The sequence below is a fragment of the Neisseria subflava genome (genome assembly GCF_003044935.1).
Lineage (GTDB): Bacteria > Pseudomonadota > Gammaproteobacteria > Burkholderiales > Neisseriaceae > Neisseria > Neisseria subflava_E.
Genome location: NZ_POXP01000002.1, coordinates 405,637 through 420,163, shown reverse-complemented (window position 1 = coordinate 420,163; position 14,527 = coordinate 405,637). Strand labels below are relative to the sequence as shown.

Here is a 14,527-nt window from a genome sequence, read left to right as displayed (position 1 = left end):
TAAGTTGTGTATAAGAATAACGTTAAATTTTAATATTTTTATTTTTCAATAGGATAAAATGGATGAATATGTGGATAATTACTTGTGGAAAATGACATGAAAAAGGCCGTCTGAAAGGTTCAGACGACCTTTTCATTGGACTGCTTTATCTATTTTCTATCAGGCTGCCGGCAACTCGTGAAAAGCAGTGGGCAAGTCTTCGTCATCGGCAAACTCAACCCATTCGTAAGCGCTTTCATCTGCCAAAACGGCACGCAACAATGCATTATTGATGGCATGGCCTGATTTGTAACCTTCAAATGCGCCGATAATCGGATGGCCGACAATGTATAAATCGCCAATAGCATCAAGGATTTTGTGGCGGACAAATTCATCGGGATAGCGCAAACCTTCCGGATTCAAAACATCCATGTCGTCAATCACGATGGCGTTGTTCAAATTGCCGCCCAGTCCGAGATTGTGGGCGCGCATCATTTCCACTTCGTGCATAAAGCCGAAGGTACGGGCACGGGCAATCTCATCAATATAGGATTTTCCTGCAAAATCAATCTCGAAAGTAGGTGCGCTGCGATTGAATACGGGGTGGTCAAATTCGATGGTTAAAGTAACTTTAAAGCCATCGTAAGGCGTAAAGCGCACCCATTTTCCGGTTTCTTTGATTTCAACAGGTTTGAGGATTTTTAGAAAACGTTTTTGGGCTTTTTGATCGACAACGCCTGCATTTTGTAAAAGGTAAATAAACGGCAGGCTGGAGCCGTCCATAATCGGAATTTCGGGTGCGTTCAATTCAATCAAGGCATTGTCGATGCCATAGGCAGACAGAGCCGACATAATGTGTTCAATCGTGCCGATGCGCACGCCTTTATCGGTAACGATGGTTGAAGAGAGGCGGGTATCGTTGATCAAATAAGGATTCAATTTGATTATTTCGCCCATTTCCCCACTTAAATCGGTACGGCGGAACGAAATACCGCTGTTTTCTTCGGCAGGATGCAAAGTCAGAGCGACCCTTTCGCCCGAATGCAGGCCAACGCCAGTAACGCTTACTGATTTGGCTAAAGTCCGTTGCAGCATAATTGCTTCCTTTTAAAAAGTCTGATGGGCAAATGATACGTTAAAAAGGAAAAAACAAGCCATCATTTTTAATAGTATTTGCCAATATGGATGTTTTGCGGGTGTGAATTTCAAAATTTTAATTATCCACAATAGCATGTGAAATTGAAGTGGGTAATTTGGGTTTTATCCACAGAAAAATAGAAGAACTAAGATTCTATCCTTTTTTATTCCGGCATTCAGTTGGGGTTGGCCTCAAAGATAAAAAGCGACTATCAAATTGGTTTTAAAGAAAGTTATTCCGTTATCCACAGATGGTTTGGTTCTTCATCAAAATCATCATTTTAAAAATTAAAATATTATAATTTGAAGAAAACACTGAATTATCAACACAAAAATGGCAAAATACGGAGGAAATAGAACTAAGTTTATGATTTCCATAAACTTATGAAACTTTTAAGATTGTAAAAAGGTTTTTATGAAATAAAATATCAAAATTAAGGACTGATTCGATTTACCTGATATTTTCCTACAAACAAGAATTTCATGTTTTCTTTATTTAAATCAAACAACTTAAAAGTAATTATCTATAATCCTAGAAAGTAATTTTATTTCAGGATACAATGGCTTTACTGAAAAATTTTTCCCATTCCATCTAATAGGAGTAGCAAAATGAGTATTAAAGTAGCGATTAATGGTTTTGGCCGTATCGGTCGTCTGGCATTGCGTCAAATTGAAAAAGCCCAAGGTATCGAAGTCGTTGCTGTTAACGACTTGACTCCTGCCGATATGCTGCTGCACCTCTTTAAATACGACAGTACTCAAGGCCGCTTTGAAGGCTCTGCCGAATTGAAAGATGATGCGATTGTTGTGAACGGCAAAGAAATCAAAGTATTTGCCAATCCTAATCCTGAAGAATTGCCTTGGGGCGAGCTGGGTGTGGACGTTGTTCTCGAATGTACCGGTTTCTTTACCAATAAAACCAAAGCTGAAGCCCATATCCGTGCCGGTGCGCGCAAAGTTGTAATTTCTGCACCTGGCGGCAATGATGTGAAAACCGTTGTATATGGCGTAAACCAAGATATTTTGGACGGCAGCGAAACTGTTATTTCAGCCGCTTCTTGTACGACTAACTGTCTGGCCCCTATGGCTGCGGTATTGCAAAAAGAATTCGGTATTGTTGAAGGCCTGATGACTACCATCCACGCTTATACTGGCGACCAAAACACCCTTGACGCGCCACACCGTAAAGGCGACTTCCGCCGCGCCCGTGCCGCTGCATTGAATATCGTACCGAACAGCACCGGTGCCGCTAAAGCCATCGGCTTGGTTATTCCTGAGTTGAACGGCAAACTTGATGGTTCTGCCCAACGCGTTCCTGTTGCTACCGGCTCTTTGACCGAACTGGTTTCTATTCTCGAACGCCCTGTTACCAAAGAAGAAATCAATGCAGCCATGAAAGCCGCCGCTAGCGAGTCTTATGGCTACACTGAAGATCAAATCGTTTCTTCCGACGTTATCGGTATTGAATACGGCTCACTCTTCGATGCGACTCAAACCCGTGTGATGACTGTTGGCGACAAACAATTGGTGAAAACCGTTGCTTGGTACGACAATGAAATGTCTTACACTTGCCAATTGGTTCGTACCTTGGAATTTTTTGCCAGCAAAATCTAAAGGATAACGGGCTGAATCAATCAGTCTATGGATAATTAAAAGGCCGTCTGAACATTTCAGACGGCCTTTTGTTTGTAGATAGATTCAATTTGCAATCAGATTGTGGATAGTTTAATCACTGTGGCACATTTGTTTTCTATCCTAAACTGCACTTCATAATCTGCAATATTCATTACATAAACCCGTTCGGGAATATCTTGATAGGCAGGACGGGGATCTTGGGCGATGCTTTGTTCAATGAGATGTTTTTCTTCTGTGGATAAATGTTCCGCAAGCGTACTTTCTGCCCAGACTACACTCAATTCTTCAGGTTTGCCGCTGACAAAGCCTGATGATGCGTCAGGTTTGGATTCCACAAACGGGATGTAGGGTTTGATATCCACTACCGGAGTACCGTCCAACAGGTCTGCACCGCTGCAATAGATGCGGACAGGTTTGCCTGATTCGATGCGTTCGAGTTTTAGCAGGGATAAACCGAGATGATTGGGGCGGTGCGGGCTGCGTGTGGCAAATACGCCCATTTTTTGTTTGCCTCCAAGCCGTGGCGGACGCACCATTTGCGCCCAACCTTCATCCAATACGCCGTGGAAAATAAAACTTATCCACACATAGTCGAAATCTTCCAAGCCCCGAACGCTGTCAGCGGTAAATTCAGGAGTGAGTTTAATGCAAATTTCTGCCGCAGGAACCAAACCTGGTTGGCGGGCAATGCCGAATTTTTGTTTGTAGGGGGAATGAACGGTTGCAATAGGCGTAATCGAATAGGACATAATTTGTGGATAAATATTCTGTGCAAACTGTCATCATATCACAGATGTTTTCCCACATTTTGCAGTAGTAATTTGTTATAATACAAAGCATTTATTCCAAATGTCCGTACATTGGCAATAAATGAATAATTTAAATTATTTAAAATAAAATCAATAGGTTAAATTAATACATGATTGTTTCTATCGATGTAGATGCACAAAAAACGTTTACGCCTTTGTGCCCGAAAGAATTACCTGTTGCCGAAGGTCATCTGATTGCGGATGAACTCAATGTCCAAGCCGCATTGGCGGATTTACGCGTTATGACGAAAGATGCGCATCATGTCGCGGCAAAATGGCTTGTGGATAATCCTGTTGATATGTTAAAACCGACGGGTTTACCCGATGCGGATTTGACTTGGGTGTCACATGCGATGGTTGGAACATATGGCTATGAGTTGTTGGATGGCCTGCCTTCAGCCAAGGAATACGATTATTGTGTTTGGAAAGGCGTCGATCCTGAGTTACATCCTTACGGCGCATGTTTTCACGATATTGAGGAAAAGCTCAGTACAGGTTTGATCGAATGGTTGCGCTGTCAAAATGCAGATACAGTTATTGTCGGCGGTTTGGCAACGGATTATTGTGTGAAGACAACGGTTTTACAGTTGCTTAAAGGCGGGGCTTGGAAAGTCATTGTCAATCAGGCTGCTTGCCGTGGCATTGCTCCGGAAACGGTTGAATCTGCATGGCAGGAAATGCATTCTGCCGGGGCTATTATTTTAGAAAACGCCGAAGAAATAAGAAAATACATTAATAATCAATAAATTATATTTTTAAATTCTGTTGTTTCACGTGAAACATTTTCCAAAATATGAAGATTTTACTTGTCCGCTTGTCCAGTATGGGCGATTTAATTCATACGTTGCCCGCAGTTGAAGATTTAGCGCGACAATGTCCTGATGTGGAGCTCCATTGGCTGTGTGAGGCAGGGTTTGCAGATATTGCCTGCTTGCATCCTTTTGTCAAAAAAGTTCATGTAATGAAATGGCGGCAGTGGCGCAAACACCTTTTTCAGGCTGAAACGTGGCGTGAAATAGGCCGTCTGAAAACGGATTTGCAGGCTGAATCTTTTGATTTTGTTTTAGATAGTCAAGGACTGATTAAAAGCGCATGCTTTGCCAAAATGGCGAAATCCCCTATTTACGGTTTGGATAAACACAGCGCGCGTGAAAGTTTGGCTGCCCTTGCATACAGTAAAACGTTTGTCGTACCGAAAGGCAAAAATGCGGTTTGGCGAAACCGTGAATTATTTGCCCAAGTATTTGGTTATACAATGCCTGAGACGCAGGTATTTGGTTTGTCGGTTCCTGAATCAGGCCGTCTGAAAAATTTGCAATCCCCTTATTACGTTGCTTTGCATGCAACCAGTCGCGACAGTAAATTATGGCCGGTAGAACACTGGCGTGCATTATTGAAAAAGTTGAATGAAGAACAACAATGCAATGTGTATCTGCCGTGGGGAAATGAAATCGAAAAAATGCGTGCCGAACAGATTGCAAGCGATTTATCGTTTGCTTCGGTTTGCGACAAAATGAATTTATTACAGGCTGCATTTTTATTGAAAAACGCAGAGGGTATTATTGGCGTAGATACCGGACTGCTGCATCTTGCTAATGCGCTGGAAAAGCCTGTTGTAGGAATTTATACAGATACAGATCCGGCCAAGACCGGCGTTCAAGTTTCGGCTTATGCAAAAAATTTAGGCGGTATTGCTCAAATTCCCAATATTGACGAGGTTTATCAAACCTTGATGGATTGTGTTGCAGCATACGGTAAATAATTGCTGGGGAGTTGGATTTATTTTCTGAGTAAATGCTTTAGAAATGATATAATTCCGCTCTATTTACCAAGATTTATACAAATTTGGTTTTATCATGTTGGTGAAAACCGAATTGGATTTTATATAAAGAATGTATCAAAAGCAGTATGCTAGATTTGATGGACATTCTTTTTAGGAGAATTGAATGAAAGCACTGGTCGCAGTAAAGCGCGTAGTGGACTATAACGTCAAAGTTCGTGTGAAAGCCGATGGTTCCGATGTGGATATCGGTAATGTCAAAATGTCGATGAACCCGTTTGATGAAATCGCGGTAGAAGAAGCTGTCCGTTTGAAAGAAGCCGGAAAAGTAAGCGAGATTGTTGCTGTTTCTCTTGGCGAGAAAAAATGCGAAGAGACGTTGCGTACTGCTTTGGCGATGGGTGCCGACCGTGCGGTTCATGTTGAAACTGATGCGAAGTTGGAGCCTTTGGCCGTTGCGAAATTGCTGAAAGCTGTTGCGGATAAAGAAAATCCGCAAATTTTATTGCTGGGTAAACAGGCAATTGACGATGACGCCAACCAAGTTGCCCAAATGCTGGCTGCGTTGTTGAATGCGGCTCAAGGTACTTTTGCATCAAAAGTGCAAATTGAAGGCGAAGAAGCATTGGTAACCCGTGAAATTGACGGCGGCGAAGAGACTGTTGCATTGAAGCTGCCTGCGGTCATCAGTGCAGATTTGCGTTTGAACGAACCACGCTTTGTCAAACTTCCTAATATCATGGCGGCAAAGAAAAAGCCTTTGGAAAAATTAAGTCCTGCCGATTTGGCTGTGGATATTTCTCCGTGTTTGAATACCGTGAAATTTGCCGAACCTAAAGCACGTCAAGCCGGTGTGAAAGTGGCTGATGTTGCCGAGTTGGTTGAAAAGCTGAAAAACGAAGCCAAAGTGATCTAAGGAGTATGAAATGAGCGTATTGATTATTGCGGAACATAATAACCAACATTTGAATCCTGCCACTTTGCATGCGGTAACAGCTGCCGCTAAATTAGGTAATGTAGATTTATTGGTTGCTGGCAGTAATGCTGCTGCGGTGGTTGAAGAGGCAAAACAGGTTGCAGGCGTAGCGAAAGTTTTGGTAGCCGATGCGCCCTATTACGCTGAAGGCTTGGCAGAAGAATTAGCGCCTTTGGTTGTTAAACTGGCTGCGGATTACCGCTATGTGGCTGCGACTGCAACTGCGTTTGGTAAAAATCTGTTGCCCCGGGTTGCTGCCCTGTTGGATGTACCACAAGTTTCCGATTTAACCGAAGTTGTGGATAACTCGACATTTGTTCGTCCGATTTATGCCGGTAATGCATTTGAAACTATTCAATCCAATTCTGAAAAATTGGTACTGACTTTCCGTGCGACAGCATTTGATGCTGCCGGACAAGGCGGTAATGCAGAAGTGATTAATGTTGAGGCAACGCCTGCTCAAAACCTGAGCCGTTTCGTAAACCGTCAACTTTCCCAGTCTGACCGCCCAGAATTGACTCAGGCAAAAGTGATTGTTTCCGGTGGTCGTGCATTGGGCAGCGCTGAAAAATTCAATGAAGTATTGACTCCTTTGGCTGATGTTTTGGGTGCGGCGATTGGGGCATCCCGTGCAGCAGTGGATGCCGAGTATGCGCCAAACGATGCCCAAGTCGGACAAACCGGTAAAGTGGTTGCGCCGCAACTGTACTTCGCTATCGGTATTTCCGGAGCTATCCAACACGTTGCCGGTATGCAGGACAGTAAAGTGATCGTTGCTATCAACAAAGATGCTGACGCTCCGATTTTCAATGTAGCAGATTATGGCTTGGTTGGTGATTTGTTTGAAGTTGTGCCTCAACTGACTGAAGCACTGAAAAACTAATGTTTCACGTGAAACGTTCAGACGGCCTTTGCTATATAAGGCCGTCTGAAAATATTTTGGCATGATTACGACCTATAAAACCATTACCACTCCGACACAGGCTGAATTTAAAGATAAAGGCAGTCGCTTCATTGCATATGCCTATCCGATTCGCACTTTAGCCGATGTGAAGAAATATCTCGACCTATTAAAGGAAGAGCATCACAAGGCGCGACATTGGTGTTACGCCTATCGATTGGGTGTGGATGGAATGCAGTTTCGTGCAAACGATGATGGAGAACCGTCTGGAAGCGCAGGCCGTCCTATTCTGGGGCAGATTGATTCTGTCGGCGTAACGGATGTGTTGGTTGTGGTTGTGCGCTATTTTGGCGGTACGCTATTGGGTGTTCCCGGTTTGATTCATGCCTATAAGGAATCAACGGCTCAGGCGCTGGTGATAGCTGAGGTTGTTGAAAAGAATGTCGAAAAGACAGTTTGGTTGAAATGTGAATATCCTGTTTTGAATGAGGCCATACGGATTGCCAAACAATATCAGGCCGATATTGTGGGACAGGATTTGCAGCTGGATTGTAAGTTGACAGTGAAAATAGCGTTGGCCGATTATGAAGCTTGTATTGCTGCTTGGAAAAATACGCGCCAAATTGAAGTAGATACTGAGAAGTCGTTTGAATAAAAGGTCGTCTGAACATATTTGAGAAATCAAAAGTTTCAGGCGGCCTTTGATGTTTTAGCCTTAGTATCTGTCTAAAGCATTTACGCTTGAGCGCAGGTGTTCCCAAGCCAGTTGATGAAATTCTCCCAGTGCGTTCCATAGGGCATCTTCGCTCATAATGCTGTATTCGCCCTGTGTTCGTAAATCAACATCTGCCCCTTCTTCAATGGCTTGATAGCATGCTTGGTATTCGTTGGTATAGAAGTCATCCATGTCTTGCATGAGGCTTGCAGCATGTTTCCAGCGGGCGATATCTGCTTCCAGTTGTGGCAGTAATTCGCACCATTCGCGGTATTTGCTTTGAATTTCGTCAATACGTTTTTGCATGATTTGTCCTTTCGTTGTTTGAAATTAGAGTATGGTTGTCTTGGTGCGATATTATTCTTAATTTGAAACAGCTATGCAAGATGGAACAATATTCCATCGATTGAATTTTATTTACAACATCTATTCTTCAAGGAGATGGTATGAAATTGCTCGTTATTGGTAATGGTGGACGTGAACACGCACTGGCTTGGAAATTGGCGCAGTCGTCTAAAGTAGAAACTGTCTTTGTTGCACCTGGTAATGCCGGAACGGCAATTGAGCCTAAACTGCGGAATATCGCATTAACGGCACATCAAGATTTAATTGATTTTTGCCGTAATGAAAATATTGCCTTTACCGTAGTTGGCCCTGAAGCGCCTTTGGCTGCGGGTGTGGTGAATGACTTCCGTGCTGCCGGATTGAAGATTTTTGGCCCGACTCAATACGCGGCCCAGCTGGAGAGCTCAAAGGATTTTGCTAAAGCGTTTATGGCAAAATATAACATTCCAACTGCGCAGTACCAAACCTTTGAAAATGCCGATGCTGCACATGATTACGTCAATCAAAAAGGTGCGCCGATTGTTATTAAAGCGGATGGTTTGGCTGCCGGCAAAGGCGTGATTGTCGCCATGACTTTGGATGAAGCCCATGCTGCTATTGATGATATGTTGTTGGGCAACAAAATGGGCAATGCAGGCGCGCGCGTCGTGATTGAAGATTTCCTGCAAGGCGAGGAAGCAAGCTTTATCGTTATGGTGGACGGCAATCATGTTTTGCCGATGGCAACCAGTCAAGACCATAAACGCCTGTTAGATGATGACAAAGGCCCTAATACCGGCGGTATGGGCGCATACAGCCCTGCTCCGGTGGTAACGCCTGATGTGTACGAGCGCGCGATGAATGAAATTATTTTGCCGACTGTGGCCGGTATGAAGGCAGAAGGTCATGAATTTACCGGCTTTTTATACGCAGGCTTGATGATTGATAAAACTGGTGCGCCTTATACCATCGAATTCAACTGCCGTTTCGGCGACCCTGAAACCCAGCCAATTATGAGCCGTTTGGATAGCGATTTGGTGGATTTGATTGAAACGGCAATCGACAGCAAACTGGATAGTGTCGCTGCCGAATGGAATCCGCAGACTGCGGTAGGCGTAGTGTTGGCCGCACAAAACTATCCTGATTCTCCGAAAAAAGGCGATGTGATCTTTGGCTTGGATAAGGCCAATCAAATCGGTAAAGTTTTCCATGCCGGTACTGCAACGAATGAAAAAGGCGAAGTGGTAACCAACGGCGGCCGTGTGTTGTGTGTAGTCGGTTTGGGCGATGATGTTGCACAAGCTAAAAGCAAGGCTTATGAGGCATTGGAAACAATCCGTTTTGACGGTATGCAATACCGTAAAGACATTGCCGATAAAGCCATCAACCGTTAATAATGAATAGAAATAGGCCGTCTGAACACAGATTGTCCGACAATCGCAGTTTCAGACGGCCTTGGTATGATGATGATGTTCCCCAGAATTTTATCGGCTGCAGCCCAACGCAGGCTGCAGGCGCATCTTAAAAAAGGCGGTTTGGTCGCCTATCCTACCGAGTCTTGCTATGGCTTGGGCTGTATCCCTACTTTGCCAAAAGCACTCAATCAACTGATTCATCTGAAAAAACGACCGCAACACAAAGGCATGATTGTCATTGGTCATAGCTTGGAACAGTTGCAACCTTTGTTGCAAAGACCGTCTGAAAATATCCAAACCATGCTGCATGAAGCATGGCCGGCTCCGAAAACTTTCTTATTGCCGGCCGGCAAAAAAGTATTGTCCTCATTGCGGGGGAAAAGACGCAGTAAATTGGCTGTCAGGGTTCCTGCGCACGCAGGTGCAAGGCGTTTGTGTCAGGTTTTGGAAATGCCTTTAGTCTCTACTTCATGCAATCGCGCAGGAAAACGGGCGTGTAAAACGGAAAGGGAAGTCAGAAGACAGTTTGGCAGGAAAGTTTGGGTTGTAGGCGGATTGATAGGTAAGCAGAAAACGCCCAGCCAGATTATTGACGGAGAAACAGGGGCAAGGCTGCGTTAAAGATGGGCTGTATCATCAAAGGAAAGGTGTTTATTTGGAGAAGAAAGTTTTTTCCAAAAGATTGGAATACCTGTGTGAAAAGCATTTAGCGCAGATCCAGTTTGATGCATGGTAGTCTGTAAATACAGCTCGATTAAGTAGATAGTAAGTCAGTAAATAGAGTAGAAAGCAGTATTTTGTGAAATGCCCTTGCAAAGAATGAAGCAAATTTTGAGCGTGAATGAATCGCTGTAATAAATTATTTTTGAATAAACAAATTTTGTGGATAAATTTGAAGATAAATTTCCATCAAAACATAAAAAGGCCGTCTGAAACTTGATATTTAAAGCATTCAGACGGCCTTTTAAATATTTAAAGTGTGGATAACTTTGTGAATAAGTGTGGATTAAAGCTTATGTCCGCACACTGTTTCGTATTGTTTTTCAGTAATCGTGCCGCTCATGACGCTCATTGGGCGGATGCTGGTTGGCGTATAGCTTTGGTTGGAAATCACTCGGCCGTGTTCGTCCATCAGTTGCAGCGCTGCCAGGCGATAAGTTTTGTTTGAGCAATGAATTTCCCAACTGCCGATGGCCGTTTTATAGGCCGGCGTGTTGACGAAACGCTCTTCTTTCAGTTTGGAAACGGTTTTTTTATCGCGGAAAGTAACCAGTGCGCCATTTCTTTTAATGCTGCTTCTATCAATGGCTACTTTGATATTGCCTTCAGAGATGGTGCCGATATTGGTCCAGCTGCTGCCGCTGCTCGATGTGGTTGTTGTTTCACAGGCACTCAACATCAAAGCTGCAAATACGGTTGCAGCCAGCGAAAAACGTTTGATATTCATAAAACCTCATTATTTACAAAAAGTCAGTCGATATTATCCGTGAAGATGGCATATATCGTAAATCGATTTTGCAAAGTTGAACCTCTGAAAAGAAATTTATGAAAAATACGCTGAAAAGGCCGTCTGAAACCCGTCTTTCAGACGGCCTTGGAGTGTAAAATCATGTATAATTGCAAACAATTTGGTTTTCATCCCATAGGAAGATCCGACATGATTAACCCTATCGCTGCACTTTCCCCATTAGATGGCCGCTACGCCAAATCCGTTGAAGCATTGCGCCCGATTTTCTCCGAATACGGCCTGATGCGTGCGCGTGTCAAAGTTGAATTAAACTGGCTCAAAGCCCTTGCCGCCGAGCCTAAGATTGTAGAAGTTCCTGCTTTCAGCGATTTTACGCTTGCCGAAATCGACAAAGTGATCGAAAACTTCTCGCTTGAAGATGCCGCCGCCGTCAAAGCCATTGAGGCGACCACCAATCACGACGTCAAAGCCATCGAATATTGGCTTAAAGAACGCTTCTCCGGCGTGCCTGAAGTGGCAGCCGCCAGCGAGTTCATCCACTTTGCCTGCACCAGCGAAGACATCAACAACCTGTCCCACGCTTTAATGCTGCAAGAAGCGCGTGAAGCTGTTTTGCTGCCGAAACTGGCCGAAATCATTGAAAAACTGACCGGCATGGCGCATGAGTTGGCTGCCGTCCCTATGATGAGCCGCACGCATGGCCAGCCTGCTACACCAAGCACATTGGGTAAAGAAATTGCCAATGTCGTGTACCGCCTGCAACGTCAGTTTAAAAACCTGCAAGCGCAAGAGTTCCTCGGCAAAATCAATGGCGCAGTCGGCAACTACAACGCCCATATGGTCGCCTATCCCGATGTGGATTGGGAAACCCATTGTCGCAACTTCGTTGAAATCAGCCTCGGCTTGACCTTCAACCCCTACACCATTCAAATCGAGCCGCACGACTATATGGCGGAATTCTTCCAAGCCATCAGCCGTGTCAACACGATTCTGATCGACTTCAACCGCGACGTTTGGGGCTATATTTCTTTGGGTTACTTCAAACAAAAAGTCAAAGCGGGTGAAGTCGGTTCTTCCACCATGCCGCACAAAGTCAATCCGATCGACTTTGAAAACTCCGAAGGCAACCTTGGTATGGCCAATGCCGTATTGGGCTTTTTGTCCGAAAAACTGCCGATTTCCCGTTGGCAGCGCGACCTGACCGACAGCACCGTATTGCGCAATATGGGCGTAGGCGTGGGCTATGCCGTATTGGGCTTTGCCGCCCATCTGCGCGGTCTGAACAAGCTTGAGCCGAATCCTGCCGCCCTTGCTGCCGATTTGGACGCTACTTGGGAGCTGCTGGCCGAGCCGATTCAAACCGTAATGCGTCGTTATGGCGTTGCCAATCCTTACGAGAAGCTGAAAGACCTGACACGCGGTAAAGACGGCATTACGCCTGAAGTGTTGAAACTCTTTATTGAATCGTTGGAAATTCCGGCAGAAGCCAAAGCCAAATTGCTTGAGCTGACCCCTGCGTTGTATGTGGGTAAAGCCGAAGAGTTGGCAAAACGAATTTAAAAGGTTTTTGTAGGGCGCACCTTCTTAGTTATTGAGATTTTCTGATAGATAAGAAACCGCTCTCTACATCCGACAAATTAAAAAGGCCGTCTGAAATCTTTTTCAGACGGCCTTTTTCGATTTAATCCGTTATTTCACTTTGTCTTTCAATGCACCGTAGCCGGCGGCGTCCATTTCTTCCAAAGGAATGAATTTCAAACTTGCGCCGTTGATGCAATAGCGCAGGCCGCCTTTGTCTTTCGGGCCATCGGCGAAGACGTGTCCCAAGTGTGAGTCGGCGGCATGGCTGCGCACTTCGGTGCGGCGCATGTTGTAGCTGAAATCGTCGTGTTCGGTAACGGCGGAGGCATTAATTGGATGGGTGAAGCTCGGCCAGCCGCAGCCGGAATCGAATTTGTCGGCAGAGCTGAACAGGGGTTCGCCGCTAACGATGTCCACATAAATACCGGGTTTGAACAAGTGGTCGTATTCGTGGCTGAAGGCATATTCGGTCGCGCTGTTTTGGGTAACTTGGTATTGCTCTTCGGTCAGAAGGCGTTTGAGTTCGGCAGCGCTGGGTTTTTTATACGTTGCCGCGTCAAAGCCTTTGCCTTGCGGGGCGGCTTTGATTTTGCCCGGCAGCGGTTCGTCGGCTTTGCGGATGTCGATGTGGCAATAGCCGTTGGGGTTTTTAATCAGGTAGTCCTGATGGTATTCCTCAGCGTCGTAGAAGTTTTGCAGCGGCTCGTTTTCGACGACGAGGGGCTGTTGGTATTTTTGCTGCTCGCGTTTGAGGGCGGCGGCGATAACGGCTTTTTCGGCGGGGTCGGTGTAGTACACGCCGCTGCGGTATTGCGTGCCGATGTCGTTACCTTGTTTGTTGAGGCTGGTTGGGTCAACGACGCGGAAATAGTATTGCAGGATGTTGTCGAGGCTGAGTTTGTCGGCATCGTAGGTCACTTTGACGGTCTCGGCATGACCCGTGTCGTGGTAGGACACGTCTTCGTAGCTCGGATTTTTCGTTTTGCCGTTGGCGTAGCCGGATACGGCGTCAACCACGCCGTCTATGCGTTGGAAATAGGCTTCCAAGCCCCAGAAGCAGCCGCCGGCGAGGTAGATGGTGCGCGTATTCATGATTGCTGAATCCTTTTTCTGTGTGTCGGGTTTGTAGAACGAATTTTTCAGACGGCCTATGTCGGCATTTGGGTCGCGGATTAATGCCAATGCCTGCGCTTCGTTGATGCTGCCTTTGACGATGCGCTGCACATCGCCGTCTTTGCCGATTAATGCCCATGAAGGGTAAACACTGATATTCAGGCTTTGGGCGATGGTGCCGCCGTTGTCGGTCACGACGGGCAGCTTAGGATAGTTCAAACCGGCATACCATTTTTGGAAGTCGCCGTCTTTTTTCTCGTGTAGAAAACCGGGCGAGGCAACGGTAATCAGGTTGGCAGAACCGAATTTTGTATCTTGCGCCCATTTTTCGGTTTGTCCCAATTCGGACAAACACAAAGGACACCAACTTGCCCAAAATTTAATCAGGGTGGGTTTGTCTTTTTGCAGGTAAATAGTGGCAGGGCGGTTGTCAGGGGTTTTCAACGAGGACAATGCCTGTGGTACGGTTGCGGCTTCGGTATCCATCATTTTGGATGAGCAGGCGCCAAGTACAAGCAGGCAGCCGAACTTGGTGCAAAGTGAAAATAATGTGCGGGGATTCATCTCTATGTTTCCTGTATGGATGGTTTGTCTTGTTAGACGTTGGAAATGCCAAAACCTGACAACCTTGATTTTCAGACAACCTTGCCATGTAAAATACGCTACAATACTCCCTATTTCAAGTTTCTAAAAT

General features: G+C 45.2%; 14 protein-coding genes. 9 read left to right on the top strand and 5 right to left on the bottom strand.

Translation table 11 applies throughout. The annotated features are described in order from the left end of the window. Positions 1-159: 159 nt before the first annotated feature. Entirely contained in the window at positions 160-1,074 is a 915-nt protein-coding gene (gene lpxC / locus DBY95_RS07620) for a UDP-3-O-acyl-N-acetylglucosamine deacetylase (RefSeq protein WP_107723921.1), read from the bottom strand. A 651-nt stretch (positions 1,075-1,725) separates the two neighbouring features. On the opposite strand from lpxC, the gene gap reads away from it, so the two are divergent. After that, positions 1,726-2,730: a type I glyceraldehyde-3-phosphate dehydrogenase gene (gene gap / locus DBY95_RS07615; RefSeq protein ID WP_107723920.1), complete on the top strand. Its 1,005-nt coding sequence runs from the start codon at positions 1,726-1,728 to the stop codon at positions 2,728-2,730. A 95-nt stretch (positions 2,731-2,825) separates the two neighbouring features. Here gap and tsaA read toward each other — a convergent pair whose 3' ends face one another. Beyond that, entirely contained in the window at positions 2,826-3,500 is a 675-nt protein-coding gene (tsaA, locus tag DBY95_RS07610) for a tRNA (N6-threonylcarbamoyladenosine(37)-N6)-methyltransferase TrmO (RefSeq protein WP_107723919.1), read from the bottom strand. A gap of 170 nt (positions 3,501-3,670) precedes the next feature. On the opposite strand from tsaA, the gene DBY95_RS07605 reads away from it, so the two are divergent. From DBY95_RS07605 to DBY95_RS07585, 5 genes are all read left to right on the top strand, one after another. Further along, a complete protein-coding gene (locus DBY95_RS07605; RefSeq protein WP_107723918.1) occupies positions 3,671-4,306 on the top strand; it encodes a nicotinamidase in 636 nt (211 codons plus the stop codon). A 47-nt stretch (positions 4,307-4,353) separates the two neighbouring features. Then, complete coding sequence (gene waaC / locus DBY95_RS07600) at positions 4,354-5,322, top strand: lipopolysaccharide heptosyltransferase I (RefSeq protein WP_107723917.1); 969 nt, start codon at positions 4,354-4,356, stop codon at positions 5,320-5,322. A 184-nt stretch (positions 5,323-5,506) separates the two neighbouring features. Then, positions 5,507-6,256 (top strand): electron transfer flavoprotein subunit beta/FixA family protein, encoded by a 750-nt coding sequence (locus DBY95_RS07595; protein ID WP_107723916.1) that lies wholly within the window; start codon positions 5,507-5,509, stop codon positions 6,254-6,256. Between the two features lie 10 nt (positions 6,257-6,266). Further along, positions 6,267-7,199 carry an electron transfer flavoprotein subunit alpha/FixB family protein gene (locus DBY95_RS07590; RefSeq protein ID WP_107723915.1) on the top strand — a complete coding sequence of 311 codons (933 nt, stop codon included), beginning with the start codon at positions 6,267-6,269 and terminating at the stop codon, positions 7,197-7,199. 61 nt (positions 7,200-7,260) lie between these two features. After that, positions 7,261-7,872: an IMPACT family protein gene (locus DBY95_RS07585; RefSeq protein ID WP_101755666.1), complete on the top strand. Its 612-nt coding sequence runs from the start codon at positions 7,261-7,263 to the stop codon at positions 7,870-7,872. A 60-nt stretch (positions 7,873-7,932) separates the two neighbouring features. Here the strand turns inward: DBY95_RS07585 and DBY95_RS07580 are convergent, their stop codons facing one another. Continuing rightward, the gene (locus DBY95_RS07580) at positions 7,933-8,238 is read right to left on the bottom strand and encodes a DUF4298 domain-containing protein (RefSeq protein ID WP_070813687.1); all 306 of its coding nucleotides are present in this window, start codon (positions 8,236-8,238) and stop codon (positions 7,933-7,935) included. Between the two features lie 140 nt (positions 8,239-8,378). Between DBY95_RS07580 and purD the strand changes: the two genes are divergently transcribed. Together purD and DBY95_RS07570 are read left to right on the top strand one after the other, a co-directional pair. After that, positions 8,379-9,650 (top strand): phosphoribosylamine--glycine ligase, encoded by a 1,272-nt coding sequence (purD, locus tag DBY95_RS07575; protein WP_101755667.1) that lies wholly within the window; start codon positions 8,379-8,381, stop codon positions 9,648-9,650. Positions 9,651-9,722: 72 nt separating this feature from the next. Beyond that, positions 9,723-10,292: an L-threonylcarbamoyladenylate synthase gene (locus tag DBY95_RS07570; protein WP_107723962.1), complete on the top strand. Its 570-nt coding sequence runs from the start codon at positions 9,723-9,725 to the stop codon at positions 10,290-10,292. A gap of 385 nt (positions 10,293-10,677) precedes the next feature. On the opposite strand, the gene DBY95_RS07560 is transcribed toward DBY95_RS07570, so the two are convergent. Further along, positions 10,678-11,118 (bottom strand): surface-adhesin E family protein, encoded by a 441-nt coding sequence (locus DBY95_RS07560; RefSeq protein WP_107723914.1) that lies wholly within the window; start codon positions 11,116-11,118, stop codon positions 10,678-10,680. A 210-nt stretch (positions 11,119-11,328) separates the two neighbouring features. Between DBY95_RS07560 and purB the strand changes: the two genes are divergently transcribed. After that, positions 11,329-12,699, top strand: a complete 1,371-nt coding sequence (purB, locus tag DBY95_RS07555; protein WP_107723913.1) for an adenylosuccinate lyase — start codon at positions 11,329-11,331, stop codon at positions 12,697-12,699. Positions 12,700-12,828: 129 nt separating this feature from the next. On the opposite strand, the gene msrAB is transcribed toward purB, so the two are convergent. Then, positions 12,829-14,397: a bifunctional peptide-methionine (S)-S-oxide reductase MsrA/peptide-methionine (R)-S-oxide reductase MsrB gene (gene msrAB / locus DBY95_RS07550; RefSeq protein WP_107723912.1), complete on the bottom strand. Its 1,569-nt coding sequence runs from the start codon at positions 14,395-14,397 to the stop codon at positions 12,829-12,831. Between the last annotated feature and the right edge of the window lie 130 nt (positions 14,398-14,527).

Bases quoted from the DNA above. Each gene is read 5' to 3' on its own strand.
- tsaA (WP_107723919.1), bottom strand. From the start codon at position 3,500: ATGTCCTATTCGATTACGCCTATTGCAACCGTTCATTCCCCCTACAAA.
- DBY95_RS07605 (WP_107723918.1), top strand. From the start codon at position 3,671: ATGATTGTTTCTATCGATGTAGATGCACAAAAAACGTTTACGCCTTTG.
- DBY95_RS07585 (WP_101755666.1), top strand. From the start codon at position 7,261: ATGATTACGACCTATAAAACCATTACCACTCCGACACAGGCTGAATTT.
- gap (WP_107723920.1), top strand. From the start codon at position 1,726: ATGAGTATTAAAGTAGCGATTAATGGTTTTGGCCGTATCGGTCGTCTG.
- DBY95_RS07595 (WP_107723916.1), top strand. From the start codon at position 5,507: ATGAAAGCACTGGTCGCAGTAAAGCGCGTAGTGGACTATAACGTCAAA.
- lpxC (WP_107723921.1), bottom strand. From the start codon at position 1,074: ATGCTGCAACGGACTTTAGCCAAATCAGTAAGCGTTACTGGCGTTGGC.
- DBY95_RS07590 (WP_107723915.1), top strand. From the start codon at position 6,267: ATGAGCGTATTGATTATTGCGGAACATAATAACCAACATTTGAATCCT.
- DBY95_RS07570 (WP_107723962.1), top strand. From the start codon at position 9,723: ATGATGTTCCCCAGAATTTTATCGGCTGCAGCCCAACGCAGGCTGCAG.
- DBY95_RS07560 (WP_107723914.1), bottom strand. From the start codon at position 11,118: ATGAATATCAAACGTTTTTCGCTGGCTGCAACCGTATTTGCAGCTTTG.
- DBY95_RS07580 (WP_070813687.1), bottom strand. From the start codon at position 8,238: ATGCAAAAACGTATTGACGAAATTCAAAGCAAATACCGCGAATGGTGC.
- waaC (WP_107723917.1), top strand. From the start codon at position 4,354: ATGAAGATTTTACTTGTCCGCTTGTCCAGTATGGGCGATTTAATTCAT.
- purB (WP_107723913.1), top strand. From the start codon at position 11,329: ATGATTAACCCTATCGCTGCACTTTCCCCATTAGATGGCCGCTACGCC.
- purD (WP_101755667.1), top strand. From the start codon at position 8,379: ATGAAATTGCTCGTTATTGGTAATGGTGGACGTGAACACGCACTGGCT.
- msrAB (WP_107723912.1), bottom strand. From the start codon at position 14,397: ATGAATCCCCGCACATTATTTTCACTTTGCACCAAGTTCGGCTGCCTG.